General features: G+C 68.4%; 18 protein-coding genes. 13 read left to right on the forward strand and 5 right to left on the reverse strand.

What is annotated here, in order from left to right:
* Positions 1-103: 103 nt before the first annotated feature.
* The 9 genes from FEZ32_RS04385 to FEZ32_RS04425 all read left to right on the forward strand — a co-directional run bounded on the left by FEZ32_RS04385 (position 104) and on the right by FEZ32_RS04425 (position 11,467).
* Complete coding sequence (locus FEZ32_RS04385) at positions 104-2,341, forward strand: 6-phosphofructokinase (protein ID WP_138680845.1); 2,238 nt, start codon at positions 104-106, stop codon at positions 2,339-2,341.
* A 152-nt stretch (positions 2,342-2,493) separates the two neighbouring features.
* Positions 2,494-3,432 (forward strand): alpha/beta fold hydrolase, encoded by a 939-nt coding sequence (locus FEZ32_RS04390; protein ID WP_138680035.1) that lies wholly within the window; start codon positions 2,494-2,496, stop codon positions 3,430-3,432.
* Positions 3,433-3,468: 36 nt separating this feature from the next.
* Positions 3,469-4,299 (forward strand): sensor histidine kinase, encoded by an 831-nt coding sequence (locus FEZ32_RS04395; RefSeq protein WP_028703244.1) that lies wholly within the window; start codon positions 3,469-3,471, stop codon positions 4,297-4,299.
* The gene (locus FEZ32_RS04400; RefSeq protein WP_138680036.1) at positions 4,296-4,997 is read left to right on the forward strand and encodes a response regulator; all 702 of its coding nucleotides are present in this window, start codon (positions 4,296-4,298) and stop codon (positions 4,995-4,997) included. Before FEZ32_RS04395 ends, FEZ32_RS04400 begins: the two co-directional genes overlap by 4 nt.
* On the forward strand, positions 4,994-6,079 hold the full coding sequence (locus tag FEZ32_RS04405; protein WP_138680037.1) for an ABC transporter substrate-binding protein: 1,086 nt from the start codon (positions 4,994-4,996) through the stop codon (positions 6,077-6,079). The genes FEZ32_RS04400 and FEZ32_RS04405 overlap by 4 nt, the downstream gene beginning before the upstream one ends.
* Positions 6,076-7,674, forward strand: coding sequence for an ABC transporter permease (locus tag FEZ32_RS04410; protein ID WP_138680038.1), 1,599 nt, complete (start codon positions 6,076-6,078; stop codon positions 7,672-7,674). Before FEZ32_RS04405 ends, FEZ32_RS04410 begins: the two co-directional genes overlap by 4 nt.
* On the forward strand, positions 7,667-8,839 hold the full coding sequence (locus FEZ32_RS04415; RefSeq protein WP_138680039.1) for an ABC transporter ATP-binding protein: 1,173 nt from the start codon (positions 7,667-7,669) through the stop codon (positions 8,837-8,839). Before FEZ32_RS04410 ends, FEZ32_RS04415 begins: the two co-directional genes overlap by 8 nt.
* A gap of 276 nt (positions 8,840-9,115) precedes the next feature.
* Complete coding sequence (locus FEZ32_RS04420; protein ID WP_138680040.1) at positions 9,116-10,519, forward strand: MFS transporter; 1,404 nt, start codon at positions 9,116-9,118, stop codon at positions 10,517-10,519.
* A gap of 183 nt (positions 10,520-10,702) precedes the next feature.
* Positions 10,703-11,467, forward strand: a complete 765-nt coding sequence (locus tag FEZ32_RS04425) for an SOS response-associated peptidase (protein ID WP_138680041.1) — start codon at positions 10,703-10,705, stop codon at positions 11,465-11,467.
* A gap of 170 nt (positions 11,468-11,637) precedes the next feature.
* On the opposite strand, the gene FEZ32_RS13485 is transcribed toward FEZ32_RS04425, so the two are convergent.
* Together FEZ32_RS13485 and FEZ32_RS04430 are read right to left on the reverse strand one after the other, a co-directional pair.
* Positions 11,638-11,808, reverse strand: coding sequence for a hypothetical protein (locus tag FEZ32_RS13485; RefSeq protein WP_154655315.1), 171 nt, complete (start codon positions 11,806-11,808; stop codon positions 11,638-11,640).
* A 215-nt stretch (positions 11,809-12,023) separates the two neighbouring features.
* A complete protein-coding gene (locus tag FEZ32_RS04430; RefSeq protein ID WP_097799685.1) occupies positions 12,024-12,812 on the reverse strand; it encodes a hypothetical protein in 789 nt (262 codons plus the stop codon).
* Between the two features lie 294 nt (positions 12,813-13,106).
* Between FEZ32_RS04430 and FEZ32_RS04435 the strand changes: the two genes are divergently transcribed.
* The 4 genes from FEZ32_RS04435 (at position 13,107) to FEZ32_RS04450 (ending at position 19,345) form a co-directional block, all read left to right on the forward strand.
* Positions 13,107-14,261 (forward strand): L,D-transpeptidase, encoded by a 1,155-nt coding sequence (locus FEZ32_RS04435; RefSeq protein ID WP_028703237.1) that lies wholly within the window; start codon positions 13,107-13,109, stop codon positions 14,259-14,261.
* 172 nt (positions 14,262-14,433) lie between these two features.
* Positions 14,434-15,549, forward strand: coding sequence for a septal ring lytic transglycosylase RlpA family protein (locus FEZ32_RS14040; protein WP_175415715.1), 1,116 nt, complete (start codon positions 14,434-14,436; stop codon positions 15,547-15,549).
* A gap of 428 nt (positions 15,550-15,977) precedes the next feature.
* The gene (locus FEZ32_RS04445; protein WP_097799689.1) at positions 15,978-17,261 is read left to right on the forward strand and encodes a citrate synthase; all 1,284 of its coding nucleotides are present in this window, start codon (positions 15,978-15,980) and stop codon (positions 17,259-17,261) included.
* A gap of 1,013 nt (positions 17,262-18,274) precedes the next feature.
* A complete protein-coding gene (locus FEZ32_RS04450) occupies positions 18,275-19,345 on the forward strand; it encodes an adenosine deaminase (protein WP_138680043.1) in 1,071 nt (356 codons plus the stop codon).
* A gap of 307 nt (positions 19,346-19,652) precedes the next feature.
* Here the strand turns inward: FEZ32_RS04450 and FEZ32_RS04455 are convergent, their stop codons facing one another.
* From FEZ32_RS04455 to FEZ32_RS04465, 3 genes are all read right to left on the reverse strand, one after another.
* Positions 19,653-20,582, reverse strand: a complete 930-nt coding sequence (locus FEZ32_RS04455) for an acyltransferase domain-containing protein (RefSeq protein ID WP_028703233.1) — start codon at positions 20,580-20,582, stop codon at positions 19,653-19,655.
* 17 nt (positions 20,583-20,599) lie between these two features.
* On the reverse strand, positions 20,600-21,925 hold the full coding sequence (locus tag FEZ32_RS04460; RefSeq protein ID WP_051238330.1) for an alpha-L-fucosidase: 1,326 nt from the start codon (positions 21,923-21,925) through the stop codon (positions 20,600-20,602).
* A 321-nt stretch (positions 21,926-22,246) separates the two neighbouring features.
* Positions 22,247-22,894, reverse strand: a complete 648-nt coding sequence (locus FEZ32_RS04465) for an NADPH-dependent F420 reductase (protein WP_028703231.1) — start codon at positions 22,892-22,894, stop codon at positions 22,247-22,249.
* Positions 22,895-22,925: the final 31 nt, after the last annotated feature.

The following is a 22,925-nucleotide window of genomic DNA, read 5'->3' on the forward strand; positions in this document are numbered from 1 at the left end:
CCTCCTGCGGACACCCCCGCATCTCCCGCCCGTCACCGGGGCACGGCAGACTAGGGGCGTGCCCAGTGACGAGTGGAACGACGACAGCCGAGACTTCACCGACATCAACCCGACCCCCTCCCTACCCGACGGCCGTGGGGTGCGCATCGGCATCCTCACCAGCGGCGGCGATGCCCAGGGGATGAACGCCGCGGTGCGCGCCGTGGTCCGCTCCGCACTGAGCGTGGGGGCCGAGGTCTACGCCATCTTCGAGGGCTACCAGGGGATGATCGACGGCGGCGACGGGATCCGCCCCTTCGACTGGGAGGACGTCGGCTCGATCCTCAATCGCGGCGGCACGGTCATCGGCACCTTCCGGTCCAAGGAGATGCGGGAGCGGGAGGGACGCCTCAAGGCCGTCCGCCACCTGCTGCACCGCGGCATCGACCGGCTGGTCGTGATCGGCGGGGACGGCTCGCTGACCGGCCTCAACCTGCTGCGCAACGAGTGGCCCGGACTGGTCGCCGAGCTCGTCAAGCGCGGCGACCTGGCCCCCGAGACGGCCCGCGAGCACCCCAGCCTGATGATCGCCGGGATGGTCGGCTCGATCGACAACGACCTGGTCGGCTCGGACATGACGATCGGCGCCGACACCGCCCTGCACCGGATCGTCGACGCCATCGACGACCTGGCCTCCACCGCGGCCAGCCACCAGCGCTCCTTCGTGGTGGAGGTGATGGGACGCCACTGCGGCTACCTGGCCCTGATGAGCGCGGTGGCCGGCGGGGCCGACTTCGTGCTGGTCCCCGAGCAGCCCCCGGAGCCCGGCTGGGAGGACCGGATGTGTGCCGACCTCAAGGCCGGGCGCAAGGCCGGGCGGCGCGACTCCATCGTCATCGTCGCCGAGGGGGCCACCGACCGGCAGGGCAACCCGATCAAGGCCGACTACGTCCGTCAGGTCCTCATCGACCGGCTCAACGAGGACGCCCGGGTCACCATCCTCGGCCACGTCCAGCGCGGCGGGACGCCGAGCGCCTACGACCGGTGGGCCTCCACCTGGTTGGGGTACAACGCCGTCCACGAGGTGCTCACCGCCACCCCGGACTCCGAGGGCCGGGTGATCGCCACCCGCTCCAACCGGATCGACCGGATCTCCCTGGTGAAGGCGGTCGCCGACACCCAGCGCGTCCCCGACCTCATCGGCGACGGCAAGTACCGCGACGCGATGCGGATGCGCGGACGCTCCTTCGTCGAGATGGACGCGATCTTCAACGAACTGGCCGCGCCGGTGCGCACCATCCCGGCCGAGGGGGACAAGAGGATCGGGATCATGCACGCCGGCGGCCCGGCGCCGGGAATGAACACGGCGGCTCGTGCACTGGCCCGCCTGGGCATCTCCCGTGGTCATCACATGATCGGGATCCACAGCGGGTTCATCGGGCTGGCCGCCGGCGACCTGTCCGAACTCACCTGGGAGGAGACCGAGGGTCTCACCGGTGAGGGCGGGGCGATGCTCGGCACCCGCCGCGAGGTGCCGCGCACCCAGGACCTGTACGCCATCAGCAGGGCCTTGGAGAAGAACGAGATCGACGCCCTGATCGTCGTCGGCGGCTACTCGGCCTACGACGGCGTCCACAAGATGACCACCGAACGGGACCGCTACCCGGCCTTCCGGATCCCCACCGTCTGCGTGCCCGCCAGTATCGACAACAATCTGCCCGGCTCGGAGCTGTCGATCGGCGCCGACACCGCCCTCAACGTCATCGTCGACGCGATGGACAAGATCAAGGAGTCCGGGATCGCCTCCAAGCGGTGCTTCGTCGTGGAGACGATGGGCAAGAACTGCGGCTACCTGGCGATGATGTCGGGGCTGGCGGCCGGTGCCGAACGGATCTATCTCAACGAGGAGGGGATCAGCCTCGACGACCTGGTCGCCGACATGCACTGGCTTCGCGAGTCCTTCGCCAACGGACGCCGGCTGTTCCTGGCGGTCCGCAACGAGAACGCCTCGGCGAACTACACCACCGACTTCCTGGCCCGGATGATGGAGGAGGAGTCGCACGGGATGTACGACGTGCGCACCGCGGTCCTCGGCCACATGCAGCAGGGCGGCTCCCCCTCCCCCTTCGACCGGCTGCTCGCCAGCCGGCTCGCCTACCACGCCCTCAATCTCACCGACGACGAGCTGGCCGCCGGTCACGACGACGCCTGGTTCATCGGGGTCAAGGAGGGCCACCTGCGTCCCGGCAGGATGGACACCATGCCGACCCTGGTCGACCCCCAGCACCGGCGTCCCCGCGACCAGTGGTGGCTCGACCTGCGCGCCGTGGTGAGGACGGTCTCCGACGAACTGAGGAGTTGAGCCCGAGGCGCGGAGCCCAGGGCGCGGGAAGGCGATCTCGCCGATCTCTGCGCGGGTGGTTCCTGGTTGCCCGGGGTCCCCGACAGTCCCGACTAGGGTGGAGCTGCGCCCCCAATCACGCGGGCGCCACCCCTCACACTCAGGAACTGTCGATGGCTCTCAATGAAGTGACCTTCCCCTCCCACAACGGACGCGACGAGATCCACGCCTGGATCCACACCCCGGCGCAACCGCCGCGGGCCGTCGTGCAGATCGCCCACGGTCTGGGGGAGCACTCCCGGCGCTACATCCACATGATCAGCACCCTGCTGGACGCCGGCTTCGCGGTGGCCGCCGATGACCATGCCGGGCACGGCGCGACCGCGATGGCCTCCGGAGTCTGGCAGGACACCGGGGCCGACGGCGTCGAGACCGTGCTGCGCGACGAGAAGACCCTGCACGATCTGGCCGTGGACCTGCACCCGGAACTGCCCTATGTCTTCTTCGGCCACTCCTGGGGATCGATGATCGCCCGCGGCTACGCCTCCCGGTTCGGCGAGGACCTCTCGGGGCTGGTGCTGTGCGGGATCGCCGCCCACATCCACGGCATCGAGAAGACCCTGGACCGTGCGGCGCTGGCCGCAGCGCTGGCCGCCGGGGACGGCACCGAGCCGGATCCCGGCTTCCAGAACGAGATGTTCGACGGCTTCGTCGACCGATTCGGACCCGACGCCGGCCCGACCGCCTGGGTGGCCTCCGATCCCGCGGTGGTCGCCGACCACAGCGTCGACCCGCTCAACAACTTCGGCGCCCCGATGTCGCTGCGCTTCGTCCGCGACTTCGTCGCCCTCTACGACCAGGTCAACGCCGCCGACTGGCCCGCCAGCATCCCCGCCGGCCTGCCGGTGCTCATCCTGGCCGGCGACCAGGACCCGGTCGCCAACTACGGCGAGGGGGCGCTGCACGTCGCCAACCAGCTGTGGGACGCCGGCCACACCGACGTCGAGACCCACGTCTACCCGGGGGTGCGCCACGAGGTGCACAACGAGCCGGCCTCCCGGGCCCAGATCGAGGCCACCCTGGTCGACTTCGTCGAGAGGGTGGTCTCCTGATCTGGCAGCCGTTCACCCGGATGGCATACTGACGCGGTGCTCGTACCGATGTGGATCCTCCTCGTCGTGATCGCCGCCGGACTGGTCCTGACCAATCTGTGGATCCGTTCGCGGCGCAGCCTGGTTCTCATCCGGCGCGACAACGAGCAGCTGCGAACCCTGGTCGCCCACCGCATGGAGCACCCCAACGTCTTCTCCCACGAGGTGCGCACCCCGCTGGCCCTCATCCAGGGCGCGGCCGAGCTGCTCAGCGAGGAGACGCCGGGGCCCCTCACCGAGCGGCAGCGCGAGTTCGTCGAGACCATTCTCGACAACACCGCCCAGATGTCGGCGCTGGCCGAGAACATGCTGGCCGAGGCTCGCGTCGATGCGCAGCTGGTGGAGCTGCATCGCAGCCAGGTGGAGATCCGCGGCCTGGTCCGGGACGCCGTCAACGAGCTGCGGCGGCTCACCCACACCGCCCTGGAGATGCAGAACTCGGGACGACGTATCCTGCTCGCCGCAGACGCCAATCTGCTGCGCCAGGCACTGTGGAATCTCGTCAACAATGCGGTGCGCCATGCCGGGGAGGGGGCGGTGGTGACGGTTCAGGTGACCGAGTCGGAGGGCTGCGTCGTGATCTGCGTCTCCGATGACGGCGCCGGGATGAGCCAGGCGGAACGGGAACAGCTCTTCCGTCCGTTCACCGGAGACCTCACCGCGATGGAGAACCACGGCACCGGTCTGGGAATGATGGTGACCCAGCGGGTGATCGAGGCCCACGGCGGCCGGGTCCTGGTCGACACCCTGGCCGGGCGGGGCACCTCCATCTTCTGCACCATCCCGATCGTCCCCAGCCCGGCGGTCCAGAAGGAGGACCAGGCATGACGTCCTCAGCAGAGCCGCTGGCACTGGTGGTGGACGACCAGGCCCAGATGCTGTCGATCGTCAGTTTCGCCCTGGAGACTCAGGGATTCCGGTGCCTGACGGCGCGCAACGCCGAACGCGCCTGGGAACTGTTCAACCAGCAGCACATCGACATCATGGTGCTGGACATCATGCTTCCCGGCGCCTCGGGAATCAGCCTGTGCGAACGGGTTCGCTCGGTCTCGGCGACCCCGGTGATCCTGCTCACCGCCAAGAACGCCACCGAGGACCGGATCAAGGGACTGATGGCGGGCGCCGACGACTACCTCACCAAGCCGTTCAGCCCTCGCGAACTGGCGCTGCGGGCCCAGGCGGTGTTCCGGCGCAGCTCGCCGGCCAGTGATGAGACGACCCTGGTCAATGGCGAGTTGACCGTCAACTCCGCCGTGCGCGCCGCCTTCTGGAGAGGCCGGAACCTCCATCTGCCGGATCTCGAACTGCGGCTGCTCACCGCGCTGATGCGCCGCAAGGGGGAGGTCACCTCCTGGGCCGTCCTCCTCAACGACGTGTGGTTCACCAGCTCCGAGGTCGGTTCCAGGGCGATGATCAAGACCACCATCTACCGGCTGCGTCAACATCTCGAGGGGGAGGGTGCTGCGCTGATCCTCACGGTGCGCGGCGAGGGCTACCTGATGCCGGACGCCGGGAACCCCCAGTGAGCGCTGCGGCAGATCCCCTCGGCCGCGTCGGGCGCCGGGATGGCCCGGCTCGCCGCTGGCGGACCAGACTGGCCGGACTCCTGATCCTCATCACCGTTGTCGGATGGGCCGTCGTGGGAGTCGTCGGCAATGCCCGTGGATCACAGCTGTCGGTGCTGTGCTCGTCGATCGATGACATCTGCCAGGAGTGGGCCGATGCCTTCACCGCCGAGACCGGGATCCGGGTCACGATGACCCGCCGTTCCGCCGGGGAGGCGCTCACCCTCATCAGCCAGCCCGGTCACCACTTCGACGTGTGGCACGGCGGCCCATCGGAGGCCTATGCGACCGGCACCAGCCGCGGCCTTTTCGTGGCCTACCGCCCCCGGGGCTGGTCGCAGGTTCCTGCCTTCGCCCGCGACAAGGAGGGCTACTGGACCGGCACCTACCAGGGGATCCTGGGCTTCTGCTCGGACCGTTCGGTACTGGCCCGCAACGGCCTTCCGGTGCCCATGTCCTGGCAGGACCTGCTCAATCCCCGCTACCGGGGCCTCATCTCCGCCCCCAACCCGATGTTCTCGGGCACCGGCTACACCATGGTCGAGACCCAGGTGGCCCGACTGGGCGGCGAGCAGGCGGGGATGGACTGGCTGCGGCGACTCAACAGCAACGTTCTGCAGTACACCTCCTCGGGTCTGGCACCCTCCGGTGTTGTGGCCCGCGGGGAGGTGGCGACCGCGATCACCTTCACCCAGCACTGCGTCAAGCAGATCGAGCAGGGGCACCGCGATCTCGTGGTGAGCTATCCCCGTGAGGGCACCGGCCGGGAGATCGGTGCGGTGGCGATCCTTCGCGGCACCGATCACCGCAGCGCCTGGCACCTCGCCGCCGCCAGACGCTACGAGGACTTCATCCTGTCGGCCAAGGGTCAGGAGCTCGGGGGCCGCACGCACTCCCGACAACTCCCGGCCCGCGCCGACCTGCCCTCCGACCAGCGCCTCAGGCTGCCGGCCGATCGCCGGATCGTCACCCTGCCGCTGGCCGAGGGCGCCCAGCGCCGCGAACACCTCACCGAGCAGTTCCGGGAGCAGGTGCTGGGGTGACCGCGGATCCACTGGCCCGGGCCCTGCGAGCCATGACATGGCTGTGTCTGGCCGTCCCGATCGCGATACTGCTCCGCCCGACGCTGGCAACCGTTGTCAGCACCGCGGGCAGAACCGCTCTCGCCGGCGTGCTGATCCATCGGTTCCCGGTCGTCGGAGCAACCCTCGGGTTGGCGACAGCGGTCGGGGTGGTGGGCACCGCCGCCGGAGCCATGATGGCGGCGGTGCACCACGCCTACCGCTTCACCGGCCGCGGCTTCCTCCACTGGATGACGCTGGCCCCGGTGCTGCTGCCGCCGGTGACGGCCTCCACCACCCTGCTGCAGATCTGGGGGAACAACGGCGTCGTCGCGCAGCTCACCGGAGGGGACTGGGTGTCGGTCTACGGGTTCACCGGCCTGGCGCTGGCCGACATCCTGGCGATGGTGCCACTGGCATATCTGGCAGTGCTGTCCGGACTGCGCACCCTTGATGAGGGGCTGATCGACCAGGCCCGCGACCTCGGCCTGCCGACCCGGAAGATCCTGCGGGTCATTGTCCTTCCGCACCTGTGGCCGGAGCTGGCCGCCGTGTTCCTGCTCCTGGTGGCCAACACGGCCGTCGACGTGGCCAACCCGCTGGCCCTGGGCGGCTCGTACCAGGTGCTGGCGACGCGTCTCCGAGAGGCGGCCATCGGCGAGGGGGACGCGGTGGGGGCTGCCGCGACCTCCTCGGTGATGTTGGCCATCTGCGTCCTGGCATGGCTGGTGATGACGGCGATCTCGTCGAGGACCGGGGGCGCCGCACCCCAGCAGTCCTCGATCCGGACCCGGCGGCGTCCGCCATCCTCCATCTGGCAGCGCGTGATGGTGGGGGTGGCCTGGTTCGTGGCGGGAGCGAACGCGCTCAGCCTTCCGGTGGTGATGCTGGGCTCGGTCATCGACACCACCTCCGGCCTGTCCTGGACGGCGTCGGGATATCGCGAGCTGCTGGCGGGCCAGAACGGGCTGGCGCTGGCCGACTCGGTGATCGTCGCGGCCGGCGCAACGGTGATGGCGATGGTCGCCGGGTCCGCCATCGTCTCCACCGCAGGACTGCGCCGGGGAGGCTCGGTCTCCACCAACCTGCTGGCGTCCTCGGCCCTGACGCTGCCCCTGGCCCTCGGCGCTCTGGAGATCTGGCGGAGGACCGGGACGAGCGGGAACTCGACATCGACGATCCTGGTCCTCGTGATGACCGTTCAGGGTCTGGTGCTCGTGCCCGTCGTCGTGGCCTTCCTGCGGGCCCGCACCGATGCCATGACGCTGCCGATCAGGCAGTCCGCGGCCGGCATGGGGATGGCCCCGGCACGGATGCTGAGGCCGTTGATCATCCCTCAGCTGCGCCCGGCGCTGACCGCAGCCACGGCTCTGGCGTTTGCGATGGGCCTGACGTCGGTGCCCTCGGTGATCCTGCTCACCGGCGCCGACACGCCGTTCATCGCAGCCCAGATCGTCACCGAGGTGGAGGCGGGACGGCTCACCGAGGCATGCACCCTGTCCACCGTCACGGCGATCACGGTGGCGCTGGTGGCGTGGGGGATCTGGTTGAGTGCTGGAGGGAGACGCCGTGCGTGAGGGCCGGGTTGAGGTGCAGGGACTGTCCAAGATCTTCCCCGGGATGTCGCACCCGGCGCTCGACGAGGTGGACCTGATCGCCGAGCCCGGACAGTTGATCGACGTGATGGGGCCATCGGGGTCGGGAAAGTCGACCCTGGTGATGATCCTCAACGGGCTGGAGACCGCCGACCGCGGCAGAGTGCTGATCTCGGGCCGGGACATGAGCGGCGTGCCGGCGGCAGGACGTCCCACGGCGACGGTCTTCCAGCAGGACAATCTCTTTCCCGATCTCACCGTCTTCGACAACGTGGCCTATCCGCTGCGCGCCGCGCACGCCAGTCCGGTGCAGGTGGCCGACCGGGCGGAGGTGATGCTGCTGAGGCTGGGGCTGGCAGGGCTGGAGGGGGCCCACAGCCACGAGCTGTCCCGGGGCCAGCGGCGCCGGGTGGCGTTGGCCAGAGCGCTCGTGACGCAGCCTCGGGTACTGCTGCTCGATGAGCCCCTGTCGGGTCTGGATCAAGCGCTCAAATCCGTCCTGCTCGACCTGATCGACGAGTTGAGGCGCAGGCTGGGCACCACCGTCGTGCACGTGACCCATGAGCAGGGGCTGGCGCTGGCCACCTCCGACCGGATCGTGGTGCTCGATCATGGCCGAGTCGCGGGCGCGGGGACGCCTCGTCAGATGTATCAGCATCCGCCGAACTCCTTCGTCGCCGAGTTCATGGGCCGGTCATCCTTCCTGGATGCCGCGATCCTGGGCCCGCAGACTCCTCGCGGTCCCGGCCACGACCAGCGTGCCAGGGTCCGCGTGCTGGGTGTCGAACTCGTGGTGCCGGTGGCTGCCGGCGTCCCCCTGGTGCCGGGACGCACCGCGACCCTGCTGGTGCGCCCCCACTGCCTCACGATCCACCAGCTCGGGAGGGCCGGTGACGGCGGGGACGCCGGTCATCGCGGGGACGGCGACTCCGCCACGCGGGTGGGACACCATGCGTACGAGACCGCACCCCACGGGCTCATGGGAGTCGTCCAGCAGGTGCGCTACCGCGGAGAGACGATGGAGTACCTCATCGAGACCGAGCAGGGCAGCCTGCTGGGTACCGGTGACCTGTGGTCCGAGCCGCTGGCCCGCCATCAGCGGGTCAGGCTGGAGCTCGCAGCCGACCACCTGTGGCTGCTGGCCTGACGACTCGCCGTGACCACTCGCCGTGACCACCGGATCGCCGGCTCACCATGCGGTCGGCTGCGCAGGTGCCGGGTCCACAGGCCGTCGGCCGCATGGACTGTCAGCCGGACAGGTAGTCAGCCGCACGGATTGCCCCGAGAGAGTGCGGGCCCTTGGTCACAGCACTGTGACCAACTGTCACCACAAACCATCGCCACGGCCCTCACCAGCTGCAAACATAAGGAGCTGAACAGTGCCGTCCACACGGGACGACGATGAGTACCGGAGTGTCCATTCATGTCCATCACTGAGAAGCCGCTGACGCAGAAGCGCTCCTGGCTGTCAGCACCCCCGCCCGCCCCTCGTCTCGACGAGGCCGAGGTCAAGCACCGGTACCCCCGGTTGCGTCTCCAGGTCTTCCTCGGGATCTTCCTCGGCTACGCCGGCTTCTACCTCATCAGGAACAACATCTCGCTGGTCTCGGCGATCCTGCTCGACCAGGGTCGGATCGACAAGGTCGGGATCGGCGTCATCGCCAACGCCGTCCTGATCTCCTACGGCTTCTCGAAGTTCTTCATGGCGATGGTGTCGGACCGCTCCAACGCGCGGTACTTCCTGCCCCTCGGCCTGTTCCTGTCGGCGCTGGCCAACCTCGCCGTGGCATTCGTGCCCGCCATCTCGGCGTCGGTCACCGTCTTCGCGATCGTGATGTTCATCAACGGCTGGTTCCAGGGCATGGGGTGGCCTCCCTCGGGCCGCGTCCTGGTGCACTGGTTCTCCACCAACGAGCGTGGTTGGAAGACCTCGATCTGGAACTGCGCCCACAACGTCGGAGGAATGGGCGTCGGGGCCGTCTCGGCCTGGGGTCTGGCCATCACCGCCAACGACTGGCACTCCGCATTCTGGCTGCCCGCCCTGGTCGCCATCGTGGTGGCGATCATCGCCTTCGTGCTGATCCGTGACACCCCGGCATCGGTCGGACTGCCCCCGATCGAGGAGTACCGCGACGACCCGGCGAAGGTCGAGACCGACACCTCCGAGCTGGAGACCAGCAGCTACTGGCAGGTCGTCGTCCAGCACGTCTTCAAGAACAAGGTGATGCTGCTGCTGGCCTTCGCCAATGTCTTCGTCTACACCCTGCGATACGGCGTGCTGAACTGGGTTCCGACCTACCTGTCCGAGGTCCACGGGGCCTCCGTCACGGGTGGTATCGCCGGATTCTCCCTGTTCGAGCTGGCTGGACTGGTGGGCACCCTGGCCTGTGGCTGGATCTCTGACCACGTCTTCGGTGGCAACCGCACCCGCACCGGAGTCACCTTCCTGATCGGCGTCGGGGTCTTCCTGGCCGCCTACTGGCTCGCCCCTGTCGGCACTCCGTACTGGCTGCTGATGGTCTTCCTGTTCTTCATCGGTGCCTTCATCTACGGACCGGTGATGCTCATCGGCCTCCAGGCGATCGACATGTCCGCGGCCAATGTCGCCGGCACCTCGGCGGGCTTCACCGGACTGTTCGGATACGTTCTGGGAGCGACGATGGCATCCTCCGGAGTGGGCTTCCTCGCCCAGCACTACGGCTGGGGAGTCACCTACGGTGCCCTGGTCGGCGGCGTCGTCGTCGCGATCGTGCTGCTTGCGCTCATCGGCCCTGAGGAGAAGCGCCTGATTGCCGAGCACGCCGGAAAGTCCGAGCACAGCCACTGAGTCGACAAGCACCGACTCGACATGCACAACCCCTGAGTGGTGATGCGCAGCCGCCGGATGGTGGTTCGCGCCGATCCATCGACACTGCCGGCTCGGTCCAGGTCTCTCCTGGACCGAGCCGGCAGTACGTCACACTGGGGAGCGTGTCGCGAGATTCCTCAGCCGCGCACCCGAGGAGAAGCCATGTGTGGACGGTACGGCCTGAATGTGGACGCCAACGATCTGATGCGGGTCTACCAAACGATCGGCAGGGACATCGAGGAGTGGACGCCGAGGTACTCGGTGGCGCCGTCGAACACCGTCCCGATCCTCATTGCACTGCCCGGTGAGCTGCCGGCGGAGATACCCGCACCGCAGGAGCCGGCCGCGGCGCGCACCCGGGAACCGGCTGTGGCGCGGGCCCTGGAGCCGGCCGTCTGGGGGTTTCGGCCGTTCTGGGCGAAGGAGGGCCGGCCCCGTCCGATCAATGCCCGGCTGGAGACGGTGGCGACCAATGGGATGTTCCGGTCCTCCTTCAGGGCGCACCGCGCGATCGTGCCGATGACCGGCTACTACGAGTGGACCCCGGGGCCGGGCCGGACGAAGATCCCGCACTGGATCCATGCCGACGGCGCCCTGCTCCACGCCGCTGCCGTGACGACCAGCGGCAGGTCCGAGGAGGGGGAGGCGAGAACGGTCGCCATCGTCACCACCACCGGAACCGACCGTGCCGGGGAGATCCACGACCGGATGCCGGTCTTCATGACCGCTGACTGCCTGGACGACTGGCTGGCCCCCGGCAAGCTCGAGCCGCAGGAGGGCGAGGAGTTGGTGCACCTGGCCGCCGACCAGGCCCGCCGGGTCGCCTCCTCGCTGTCCAGCTACCGGGTGAGTCCCCGGGTCAACAGCGTGGCGCGGATCGATCCGCACGACCCGACCCTCATCGATCCGGCCGAGACCCTGTTCTGATTGGCCGGGCCCGGCGCCCTGTCAACCGGGCCCACCACCGGACCCACCAGCACCGCCAGAGCTGCCACCGGTTCGGGACGCCGCCAACCGCGTCAGCCGGGTTCGGGACGCCGTGGGGAGCGTGGCCCCTCGGGGTCCTCAGTTCAGGAAGACCTCGGCCCTCGGGGTCCTCAGTTCAGGAACAACAGCATCCAGGTCCACACGACGAGGATGATCGCCCCGATGATCCCCATCCCCCATACCAGCGCCCAGATCAGCTTCTCGTGGAGAGGGGGCAGCGGCTCCTCCTCGGGTCGCCCGTCGTCGGGCTGTCCCTCGGACTCATCGGGGGCGTTGGTCATCGCATCTCCTGGATCGGCAAACAGGACGATTCTACGGAGCCTCTCCAACGGCCCTGCGTCAGAGCCCGGCTTCAGAACCCCGCGCCGGAGCCCTGCGCCGGAGTCCCTGGCGCCCCGTGCCGGTGCCCCGCCGTCCCGATCCCACCTGCGCCAACCGGCTGCGCGCCAGGGGCGGCCGGCGGCGAACCCCCGGTCGTGCGCGATGCCGAACCGGGTCAGCCGACCTCGGGGATCGTCACCGGCTGGTTGATCCTCGACAGCTGGGTGGAGTTCACCGCCGTGGTCTTCTGGGCCTTCATCGTGACCGCCGACCTGGTGGCGAGGAAGTCATCGGTGGTCCACAGCTCGTAGTGCGCAGTGGCGCCGCTCGGCAGCGTCTCGATGTAGTCGCTGGAGGCGCCGCGCCGATCGGCCGCCCACCGTGCCAGGGCCTTGCGGTCCAGCACGAAGCTGAAGTGGTGCCCCGAGGAGTCCCGACCCAGATAGCTGCCCCTGGTCGAGGCGTCCAGGGCCTTGAGGGGATCCGCCGGGTTCGCGGCCACCGAGGTGTAGCTGAGGTCCATGTCGCTCTTGACCCACTTCCCGTCCTGGCGGACCCACGCCGCGGAGTCCCTGACGACCATCTCGAAGGTCTCTCCACTCATCGTCATCCAGGCGTGTGCCCGCGGGGTGTCGGTGTCGGCGCGGTCGATGTCACCCTTCAGGGACATCTCGAGGGAGCCGGCGGTGATCGACGTCACCTGGTGATAGCTCCGCAGACTCTTCTGGGCTGTGGAGATCCGCTCGCCGAGGTCGCGGGGAGCCACGGTTCCCGAGCCTACGGTGAACGCGAAGGAGCTCGCCGTCGACGACGGCGAGGCTGAGCCGGCAGAGCCACCGGCTGTCCCGATCGCCGAGGAGGTGTTCGCCGGAGTGCTCGGCGAGGTACTGCTGCAGGCGGACAGGCTCACCAGCGCCAGGACGGTCAGACATGCCGCGACGCCACGGCGTGGGGAATGAGTCATCGCAGATCTCCTGTCGGGGCGACGTCTCTGCCACCCGGATCGTGGGGTCCAAGGGTCGTCGGCGGCACACATCCCGGCCACCGAAACCTCCCCCGGGAGCCGTTGAGCGCGCCGACCGGCGTCCCACCCGGGGGGCGCTGTGCCGAGCACGAGTTACCATGGTATGGAGTTTGGATCCTCGGCAGGGCGCCGACCCCGCCGATCTACCCTCCCACACATCACTCGCTGGAGGCATTTGTGCCGTCATTCCCCACCCGACGATCTGTTCTCGCCTGTGGCGCCGTAGCGGTGCCCCTGGTCCTTGCCGGGTGCTCGAAGAACGCCGGTTCCACAGCGGGATCCCCGGCCGGTTCCTCCGGCCAGGGCGGCGCATCGGCGCAGCCCAGCGCGACACCGACGCCCGCCCAGGCCTCGGTGGTCGTCACCTCCCAGCACCCCCTGAACCAGATCCGGCCCGCCGACACCCTCACCTTCACAGTGAAGAACGGCACCCTCGCCTCGGTCGCGGTGACCAATGCCGACGGCGAGTCGGTCGACGGCACTCTGGCGAAGGGCGTGTGGACCCCGAAGCACCCGTTCCGACTCAACCGGAACTACACCGCCGTCTCCACCCTCAATGGTGCCGCCGGGACCTCGAAGGTGACCACCAGGGTCACCACCCTGGACGCCGACTCCAACACCGTGAACTTCCTCTACGAGGACATGCAGGTCGGTGCCGGGATGCCGGTCATCATCAAGTTCGAGAACGACGTCGCCGATGCCGACAAGCGCAAGGCCATCCAGGAGGCGATGACGATCACCACCTCCCCGCAGCAGACCGGCGCCTGGGGATGGATGGACAACACCCAGCTGGTGTGGCGTCCCGAGAAGTACTGGCAGGCCGGCACCAAGGTCAGTGTCTCCGGCAAGATCGCGGGCCTGCCGACCTCCAGCCACCGATTCGTCACCGACAACGTCTCCGGCGGGTTCACGGTGGACGCCGTGCGGATCATGTATGTCGACATTCCCGGTCACACGATGAAGGTCACCAAGAACGGTGCCACCGTGAAGACCCTGCCGATCACCACCGGCAAGGACGGTTTCGCCACCCGGTCGGGCACCAAGGTCATCATCGAGCGCGACTCCTCGCTCATCATGGACTCCTCCACAGTGGGCATCCCGGAGGGAAGCGCCGACTCCTACCGGCTCGACGTCAAGTGGGCGATGCGGGTCACCTACACCGGCGAGTTCATCCACGCCGCCCCGTGGTCCCAGGGATCCCAGGGCTCGGCCAATGTCTCCCACGGCTGCGTCGGACTGTCGACGGCCAACGCCCAGTGGCTGTTCAACTTCTGCCGCGCCGGCGACATCGTGGTCAACACCGGTTCCAGCAGGAACTTCAAGCCCTCGGAGGGCATCGGCTGCTGGGTCTACGACTGGGCCGGGTGGCAGAAACTCAGCGCCGTCTGATCCCGGAACTCTCAACCTCGAGGCACGGTCGAGAGTTCCATTCCGCGTCAGCGCATGATCCGAAGCTGAGAACTCTCAACGTCGATTGAGGTTGGTCGCGTCCTTTCCTAGGCTCCCTGAACTATCAGGGTCCTGGTCCCCACGGGCCCCCGCCGAGGTCGGAGGACACCCCGTGATCGACACCCACCTGATCGTCAAGAAAGTGCGCGGCACCGCCGCGACCCTCGCGGTGGCCGGCACCCTGGCCTTCGGCGTCCCTGCCGTGGTCGGGTCGAGCGCCCTGGCCACCGACACCGCGACCACCCGCGCCACCACCGCCGTCAACGTCCGCACCGGACCCAGCACCTCCAGGCCCTCCATCGCCGTCTTGTACCCCGGAGACCCGATCGTGGTGACCGGGGCATCGGTCGGCGGATGGACGCCGGTGCGCTACCAGGGCAAGAACGCCTGGGTGGCCAGCGCCTACCTGTCCGTCGGCCAGTCGGGGTCGACGTCGCGCCCGACGTCCTCCTCCCAGACCGGGGTCGCCTATGCCAGCGTCGCCCTCAATCTGCGCACCGGGCCCGGGATGTCCGCGGCGGTGCGCACCGTGCTGCCGGGTGGCACCCGGGTGGTGCTCACCGGAAACGTCTCGGGGAGCTGGGTGAGCGTGAGCTCCTCGCAGGGCTCGGGGTGGGTGAACTCCGGATATCTGTCCCAGTCGGCGTCGAGCTCGGGGTCCTCCTCGAGCTCCGGGTCGAGCGGATCGGGAACCGCGACCGTCATCGGCACCCGCTACGCCACCACCAGCCTCAACCTGTGGACCGCCTCCAGCGGCGCGAGGTATGTCGGCGACGTCGACCCCGGAACCTCCCTGGCGATCACCAACCGCACCGCCAACGGACGCACCCAGATCGTCATCGGGGGCTCCACCAAGTGGGTGACCAGCCGCTACCTGGCGACCTCGGCGCCCAGCAGCCCGGCCGCGAACACGGCGTCGAGCAGCTCGGGAGAGGGACAGGCGACCGTCACCGGATCCTGCCGGGCGTCCTTCTACTCCGACCCCCAGGAGACCGCCAACGGCGAGACCTTCGACCCGGACGCCTACACGGCCGCCAACAAGACCTTGAAATTCAACACCCGGCTCAGGGTGACCAATGTGGCCAACGGCAAGTCGGTCGTGGTGCGGATCAACGACCGCGGACCCTATGTCTCGGGACGCTGCCTCGACCTGTCCCAGGCGGCATTCTCGGCGATCGCCAGCACCTCCGCCGGAGTGATCGCGGTGAACTACACGGTGCTCGGCTGAACTACACGGTGCTCGGCTGAGAGCTCTGCCCTCGGACCATCTCGAGCGCGCGGTGCGCTCCGGATGGTCCGGTCCATGCCGCACGGAGCCCGGGCCGAGGACCTCCGACCGGCGTTCTCCCCGCGCCGTACAGCGCCCCGCCCCGCGCCCGCGAGCCATTCGGCTGACGGCGGGATCGCGTTGACATCCGACCGGCTCGCCCTAGGCTGGGATGAGCTGTACACCACGTTGAAACTCACATAACGACGTCCTCCCCGCGACACGGGATCGACGTACCCACGACGTCCCTCACGTCAGTCGGCAGCCGCGACAATGTCCGCCGCACCGCCAGAACCCGCTCCGTCCCGGACTGCACCGCAGTACGGCTCGCCGGACTCTGCACCCGACCGTCCGTGAGCTGCGGGACGTGTGCCCCCGAAAGGAGCAAGATGAGCGAGACCGCGCGTTTCATTGACGGCGACACCGAGTTCGAACTCGAGAAGGTGACCGCCAGCAACGGCCAGGTCGGCTACGACACCGCGGGGTTCCTCAACAAGACCGGCAATCTGCTCCTCGACCCGGCCTTCGTCAACACGGCGTCCTGCAGCTCGAAGATCACCTATATCGACGGTGACAAGGGAGTTCTGCGCTACCGGGGATATCCGATCGAACAGCTGGCCAAGCACTCCTCCTATCTGGAGACCGCCTACCTGGTGATCTACGGCGATCTGCCCACCACCGAGCAGCTGGAGGTCTTCGAGCAGCGGATCCGCCGGACCACCCTCATCGACGAGCGGATGCGCGACCTGTTCCGCTGCTTCCCCCGCCGCTCCCACCCGATGCCGGTGCTCGCCGCCGGGATCATGGCGCTGTCGACCTTCTCCGAGAAGAGCGCCGGCACCGATCCCGAGCAGGTCGAGAACGCCACCGACCGGCTCATCGCCAAGACGCCGACCCTGGCCGCCTTCTCCTACAAGAACTCCGTCGGCCAGCCGACCCTCTACCCGGACAACTCGCTGTCCTACATCGAGAACTTCATCCGGATGAGCTTCGGTTTCCCGACCGAGCCCTACGAGTTCAACGACGAGGTCACCCGGGCTCTGGAGGTGCTGCTCATCCTGCACGTCGACCATGAGCAGAACTGTTCGACGTCGACCGTGCGGATGGTCGGGTCCTCGGGGGCGAACCTGTACTCCTCGGTGGCCGCCGGAGTCAATGCTCTGTCGGGGCCCAAGCACGGCGGGGCGAACCAGGCCGTGATCGAGATGCTCCAGGGAATTCGCGACTCCGGGATGTCGACGCAGGAGTTCGTCAACAAGGTCAAGGACCAGAAGTCCAATGTGAAGCTGATGGGATTCGGGCACCGGATCTACAAGATCTACGACCCGCGCGCCGCGATCATCAAGGAGCACGCGGACAACATCCTCAAACTCCACACCGGACGCCAAGACCTTCTGGAGATCGCCCAGGAGCTGGAGGAGACAGCCCTCAATGACGACTACTTCAAGGAGCGCAAGCTCTACCCGAACGTCGACTTCTACTCCGGGCTGATCTACGAGGCGATGGGATTCCCGGTGAACATGTTCACCGTGCTGTTCGCCATCGGTCGGCTGCCCGGCTGGATCGCCCACTACCGCGAGCAGATGCAGACCAACAACAAGATCTGGCGGCCCCGCCAGCTCTATACCGGGGAGCAGGAGAGGGCCTACCGCCCCATCGAACTGCGTCCCTGATCTGCCCCGTGCCCAGGGGTCCGGTGGGCATGCTGTCCTGTTTGGCCCACCGAACCTGACTGACCTGCTTGGCCTCTCGGGGCTACCTGGCCTCCCGGCTTGGCGGACCTACTGCCTACCTGACCCCCCGGCCCGCCGGACCTACTGCCTACCTGACCCCCCGGTCTCGACCGATGCAGCCAAACAGCACAGATGCAGCAAATCTGCCGGGCCCACCGGATCCACCTGCCCTGTTTGCCCCCCATCGGGCCCGACAGATGCAGGAAAACAGCACAAGTGCAGGCAGGTGTCACGGATGCAGTGGAGCTCCACTGCATCCGTGACGTTTGGCTGCATCCGTGCCCGAACGACGGAACCGACCGTCTCGGAAGACCGCCGTGCCCGAACACCGGGCTCCACTCACAGTCCGCAAGCAAATCCAACCCGCCGGACCCGACCTTCGCCCAAGTCCACCCGGCCCAGGACGTCCATCAGATCTGACCTGTCTGGACCGTTCCCAGTTTGGTGGACACTCCAGTCGCCTATCTGATGTGGTCTGACCTGCAACACCATGCAGAACCCACAGATGCAGGGCAACGCCACACATGCAGCAAATCCACCGGACACCGGGCGTACCTGCTCCCTCGGGCCCGACAGATGCAGGGAAGCAGCACAAGTGCAGCAAGTCCGCTGGACCCGACGGGTCCACCTGGCCTTGTTTGCCCTCCGCAGACCCAACAGGGGCAGGAGAACGGCACAGGTGCAGGCAAAAGGCACGGATGCAGTGGAGCTCCACTGCATCCGTGACGTTTGGCTGCATCCGTGACCGAACGACGGCGCAGACTGCTGGGCCGAAAGCCATACCCGACCTCCGTGACCGAACGACGGGGAAGACCACGGGGCACGACCACCGGGGCAGACCCCCGTGCCCGAACACCGACGCAGCCCCCCATACGTGACCCGCCCAGGCGAACCACCGTCCCCGAGCATCCGTACCCCGAACACCGGGCATGACCCCAGCTAGGCTCAAACCCATGTCCCTGAGTCCCGATCTCGTCCGCATGGCCCCCAAGGTCGCCCTCCACGACCACCTGGACGGAGGCCTGCGACCGGCCACCGTCCTGGACCTCAGTCGTCAGAAAGGGACTCAGGCTCCCGGCCAGACGGAGGAGGAGATCGCCGACTGGTTCTTCCGTACCGCCGACTCCGGCTCCCTGCCCCGCTACCTGGAGACCTTCGACGTCACGGTCGGGCTGATGCAGACCGCTCCGGCACTGACCCGGGTGGCCCGCGAGTTCGTCGAGGACATGGCCGCCGACCACGTCGTCTACGCCGAGACCCGGTGGGCCCCTCAGCAGCACCTGCGCGCCGGACTCACCCTCGACCAGGCCGTCGCCGCCGTCCAGCAGGGCCTCACCGAGGGGATGGACGCCGCACGGTCGGCCGGCACGCCGGTAGTCGCCCGACAGCTCATCACCGTCATGCGCCAGCTCGACCCCGACCCGGAACTGGCCCGGCTGACCGTCTCCTGGCTGGGTCGCGGAGTGGTCGGCATGGACCTGGCGGGCCCCGAGGCCGGCTTCCCGGCGTCCCGCTTCTCCGATCTGTTCGACGCAGTCAGAACCAACGGCGGCCATCTCACCATCCACGCCGGGGAGGCCGACGGGCTGGAGTCGATCCAGAACGCCATCGACTGCGGGGCCGAGAGGCTTGGCCATGGGGTCCGGCTGGTCGACGACATCACCAGCTACGGCTCAGGGGTGATGAGTCTGGGACCGATCGCCACCGATGTCCGCGGCAAGGTCATCACCCTTGAGGTGTGTCCGTCCTCCAACATCCAGACCGGAGTGTGTCGCACTCTCGCCGACCATCCGATCGGGCCCCTGTGGAGGGCCGGGATCCCGGTGACCATCTCCTGCGACAACCGCCTGATGAGCGCCACCTCGATGACCCGGGAGCTGACTCTGGTCGCCGAGCAGCTGGACTGGGAGCTGGCCGATCTGCGCCAGATCACCCTTGCCGGGCTGGAGGCGGCGTTCTGCGACGAGGAGACCTTCGAGGATCTCGATCGGACCGTCACCGAGCAGTTCGACGACCTGGGCTGACCCCAACACCGAGTCCTTCATGACCCTCGACGGGCCCATGAGTCGAGTTTGCGCCGCCGCAGGTGAACACATCACTCGCCGAACCCCGGATCCCGCACCCCACAGCGCACCAACCCCAGTTCCGCGAGTGAAATGTTCACCCGACCGCACGAAACCACACGAAGGAGCCCGGCGCGGAGCATCCCCGCCACCTGATGCCCACTTCCCCGAGTGAAATGTTCACCCCACCACACGAAGAAGCCCCGCGCGGAACGTCTCCGTCACTCGATACCCGGTTCCCCGAGTGAAATATCCACTCCCCGGAACATCACCCCACCAGTGAGAGCCACCCCCAGCAGTTGTGCACATGCCCGCCGGCCCGCCACTGATCGATCATGGTGCGGTGCAGGCGGGTGTCGTAAGGGAGCTCATCGATGATCTCGGCGACCCGCTCGCCGTCCGAATAGGGCCGGTCGAAGCCGAAGAACACCCCGGAGCCGTCCGAGATCTTCCTGTCCCACACCGTCCACAGCCGGGCGAAGGAATCCACATTGGACCCCGGCATCCGCCCCATCAACTCGGTGTCGAGCAGCCACGACGAGCACACGGCAACCTCAAAGGCGCCTGGCTCGGCGGCCAGCTCCGCGAAGTGCTCCACGAAGAATCCGTGCGCCCGCCCAAGGGAGGCAGCCACCGCGTCGGGCGACAATGACCCGATCGGCGCGATGTGGGTCGACAACACCAGGGAACCAGCGCCCTCCCCTCCCCGCCCCAGATCGGAGCAAGTGATCTCGAACTGGAGACGCCCCAGCTGGGCGAACCCGCCGCGCCAGATCATCTCGAGCCAGCTCGCCTGACCGAGCCCGAACCGCCCCGTCACCGCGACCGTCTTGCGGACCTGCCGCCCGAGGTCGGACAGGGTGTCGGCGATGATGTCATCCGGGTACCCGAGTCCACCCCAGAACGCCTCGACAGCCGGTCCGGCGACGATGAGCGCAGCCAGCGGCACGGCTCCCTCGACCCCGCCGAACCCGGCCAGGTCGGTCTCCGACAGCAGAGTCTCCTGGCCAAAGAAGTGGCCGATACGGCTGCGGAACCCGGCCGCCAGCTCAGCGGTTCTGGCACCGGCAGCCGGATCGGCGGCGACGGCGTCCAGCAGGTGTCGGGTCGGTGCGAGCAGATCGGCACCCACGCCGAGGCGCTCCAGCAGCTCGTCGGGGACGCCCGCCAGGGGCTCAGCCACGGACTCGCGTGTCATCGGATGCTCCTTCGCGCTCATCGGAGGGTGACCTCCAGGACGGTGTCCACCGGATCGGGCAGCGGATAGGTCCACTCCGGCTGGGGTCCGAAGGAGACGAAGGCCTCCTCGGGGTGGTCGGCCACCGACCAGGCGTCGACGACCGGCACCTGGGACCCGTCGGACAGCAGGTGGACGTCGTCGATCTGGTCCCTGCGCAGGCCCTGAAGCTGGAGTGGTCCGATCGGCGACTCCATCACATGGGCGTAAAGCCTCCCCCGGCCCGCCGTCCACCATCCCCAGTCGGGTTTCGGTAACCCGGCCGGGCCGCAGCCGCGGATCGAGTCGGCGTTGGCGTCCATCCACTCGCCGATCCCGGCCAGGATCTCGCGGGACTGTGCCGGGAAGGTCCCGCGGGCGTCGGGGCCGACGTTGAGCAGCATGTTGCCGCCCTTGGCGACGCACTCCACCAGCTTGTGGATGAGCATCGGCGCGGTCTTCCAGTCGGCGTCGTGGCGGCAGTATCCCCAGTGGTTGTTGAGCGTCAGACAGCTCTCCCACGGCACCGGTCGACCAGCCGCATCGCGGATCCCCTCGGCGGGGATGACCTGCTCGGGAGAGGTGAAGTCGCCCGACCACGGCGTCGGGTCGCCGGTGAGGATCGACCCGGGCTCGGGGCCCGATCCCTCCAGCCGGTTGTCCAGGACCGCCCCGGGCTGAAGCTCCCGGACGATCCGGATCAGCTCGGCGGCGCCCCACTGGTCGGGGCCCATCCCGGCATAGGAGAAGTCGAACCAGAGGATGTCCAGGGGCCCGTAGTGGGAGCAGATCTCGCGGACCTGACCGTGCATGAACGCGCGGTAGGAGGCCAGGTCCGGACGATGATCACGGAACTCGACGGCGTCGCGCATCGGGTGCTGGAGGTCGCCGTGGTGGGGGAAGTCGGGGCGCGCCCAGTCCAGCAGGGAGAAGTACAGGCCGACCTTGATCCCGCGGGCCCGGAAGGCGGCGAGGAACTCGGCGACGAAGTCGCGACCGAGGGTGGCGACGGTGGAGTAGTCCGACAGGGCGGTGTCGAACAGGGCGTAGCCGTCGTGGTGCTTGGCGGTCAGCACGACGTATCTCATCCCGGCGGCCGCGGCGGTGGCGGCCCAGGCGTCGAAGTCCGGGTCGGGGTCGAAGGCGTCGATGGCCGGCTGGTAGTCCGCCACGCTCAGCCTCTCGTAGGACCGGACCCACTCCCCGCGGGCCGGCACCGCGTAGGCGCCCCAGTGGATGAACATCCCGAAACGGTCCTCGCGCCACCACGCGGAGCGGTCGAATCGGGGGTCCAGGGGTTCGGGTCGGCCGAGCTGTTGAGCCATGGTCCCATCCTGCCGTGATCATGGGACCGGGGCGAGGACCGCTCAGGGACGGTGCGTCCGCTCCCATCGGGTGGACGCCGTCCGCCGGCTCCGGACCGGGGTGGCGGGTCCGCTGTCTCCGGGGACGTCGTCGAGTCGAGTGGGTGCACGACAAGCTGCGACGGATGGAGGACGTCGTCTCCGGCAGATGCTCCCCGGACCGTCGGCGTCACCCCCGACGGATGCTCCGCGGACTGTCGGCGTCACCCCCGACGGATGTTCCCCGGACCGAGGACGCCGTCGCCCCGACTGTCGCGATGCCCGGAGATCACACGTCACATGTCACATGTCGCGGTAGCGCTTGGCGAGCGCCAGGGCGTGCACCAATTGCGGTGCGGTCAGCGGCTGGACGTAGCCGGGGGTGTCGCGCTGGATGCGCCAGGACTCGCTGAGCGGCTGAATCGGGACGGGGTCGAAGCCGAAGCGGTCGAGGAGGCGGGACACGACCAGGAGGGCGGCGTCATGATCACTGGCCACTGCCAGGGCGCGGCGGTCCGGGTCGCCCGCCGGACGGCCCGCGGTGGTGATGTCGGCGGCCGGAATGTGATTGAAGGCCTTGACGACGAAGGACTCCGGGAGGTGCTCCTGCAGCATCTGGGCGGTCGTGGTGGTCTCCTCGTCGAGGGCCGTGATCTGGCCGTCGCGCTGCGGGTAGTAGTTGTTGGTGTCGATGACGATCTTGCCGATCAACGGCTCGATCGGGACGCTGCCGATCGCCTTCAGCGGGATGGTCACCACTGCCAGGTCGGCGGCCTCGGCGGCCTCGGCGGGGCTCGCTGCCCGTGCGTGGTCTCCGAGTTCCTGGATCAGGCCCCTGAGCACCTCGGGCCCGCGCCTGTTGCTGAGGACGACGTGGTAGCCGAGCTGAACCGCCTTCCGCGCGATCTGGCTGCCAATGTGTCCCGCACCGATCAATCCGATAGTTGTCATGTCCGCCACGGTAACCGCTGGGGATCCGCAA

The sequence above is a fragment of the Acidipropionibacterium jensenii genome (genome assembly GCF_005890135.1).
In the GTDB taxonomy this organism is placed as follows: domain Bacteria; phylum Actinomycetota; class Actinomycetes; order Propionibacteriales; family Propionibacteriaceae; genus Acidipropionibacterium; species Acidipropionibacterium jensenii.

Bases quoted from the DNA above. Each gene is read 5' to 3' on its own strand.
- FEZ32_RS04445 (WP_097799689.1), top strand. From the start codon at position 15,978: ATGAGCGAGACCGCGCGTTTCATTGACGGCGACACCGAGTTCGAACTC.
- FEZ32_RS04400 (WP_138680036.1), top strand. From the start codon at position 4,296: ATGACGTCCTCAGCAGAGCCGCTGGCACTGGTGGTGGACGACCAGGCC.
- FEZ32_RS04390 (WP_138680035.1), top strand. From the start codon at position 2,494: ATGGCTCTCAATGAAGTGACCTTCCCCTCCCACAACGGACGCGACGAG.
- FEZ32_RS04420 (WP_138680040.1), top strand. From the start codon at position 9,116: ATGTCCATCACTGAGAAGCCGCTGACGCAGAAGCGCTCCTGGCTGTCA.
- FEZ32_RS04460 (WP_051238330.1), bottom strand. From the start codon at position 21,925: ATGGCTCAACAGCTCGGCCGACCCGAACCCCTGGACCCCCGATTCGAC.
- FEZ32_RS04450 (WP_138680043.1), top strand. From the start codon at position 18,275: ATGTCCCTGAGTCCCGATCTCGTCCGCATGGCCCCCAAGGTCGCCCTC.
- FEZ32_RS04430 (WP_097799685.1), bottom strand. From the start codon at position 12,812: ATGACTCATTCCCCACGCCGTGGCGTCGCGGCATGTCTGACCGTCCTG.
- FEZ32_RS04465 (WP_028703231.1), bottom strand. From the start codon at position 22,894: ATGACAACTATCGGATTGATCGGTGCGGGACACATTGGCAGCCAGATC.
- FEZ32_RS13485 (WP_154655315.1), bottom strand. From the start codon at position 11,808: ATGACCAACGCCCCCGATGAGTCCGAGGGACAGCCCGACGACGGGCGA.
- FEZ32_RS04425 (WP_138680041.1), top strand. From the start codon at position 10,703: ATGTGTGGACGGTACGGCCTGAATGTGGACGCCAACGATCTGATGCGG.
- FEZ32_RS04455 (WP_028703233.1), bottom strand. From the start codon at position 20,582: ATGACACGCGAGTCCGTGGCTGAGCCCCTGGCGGGCGTCCCCGACGAG.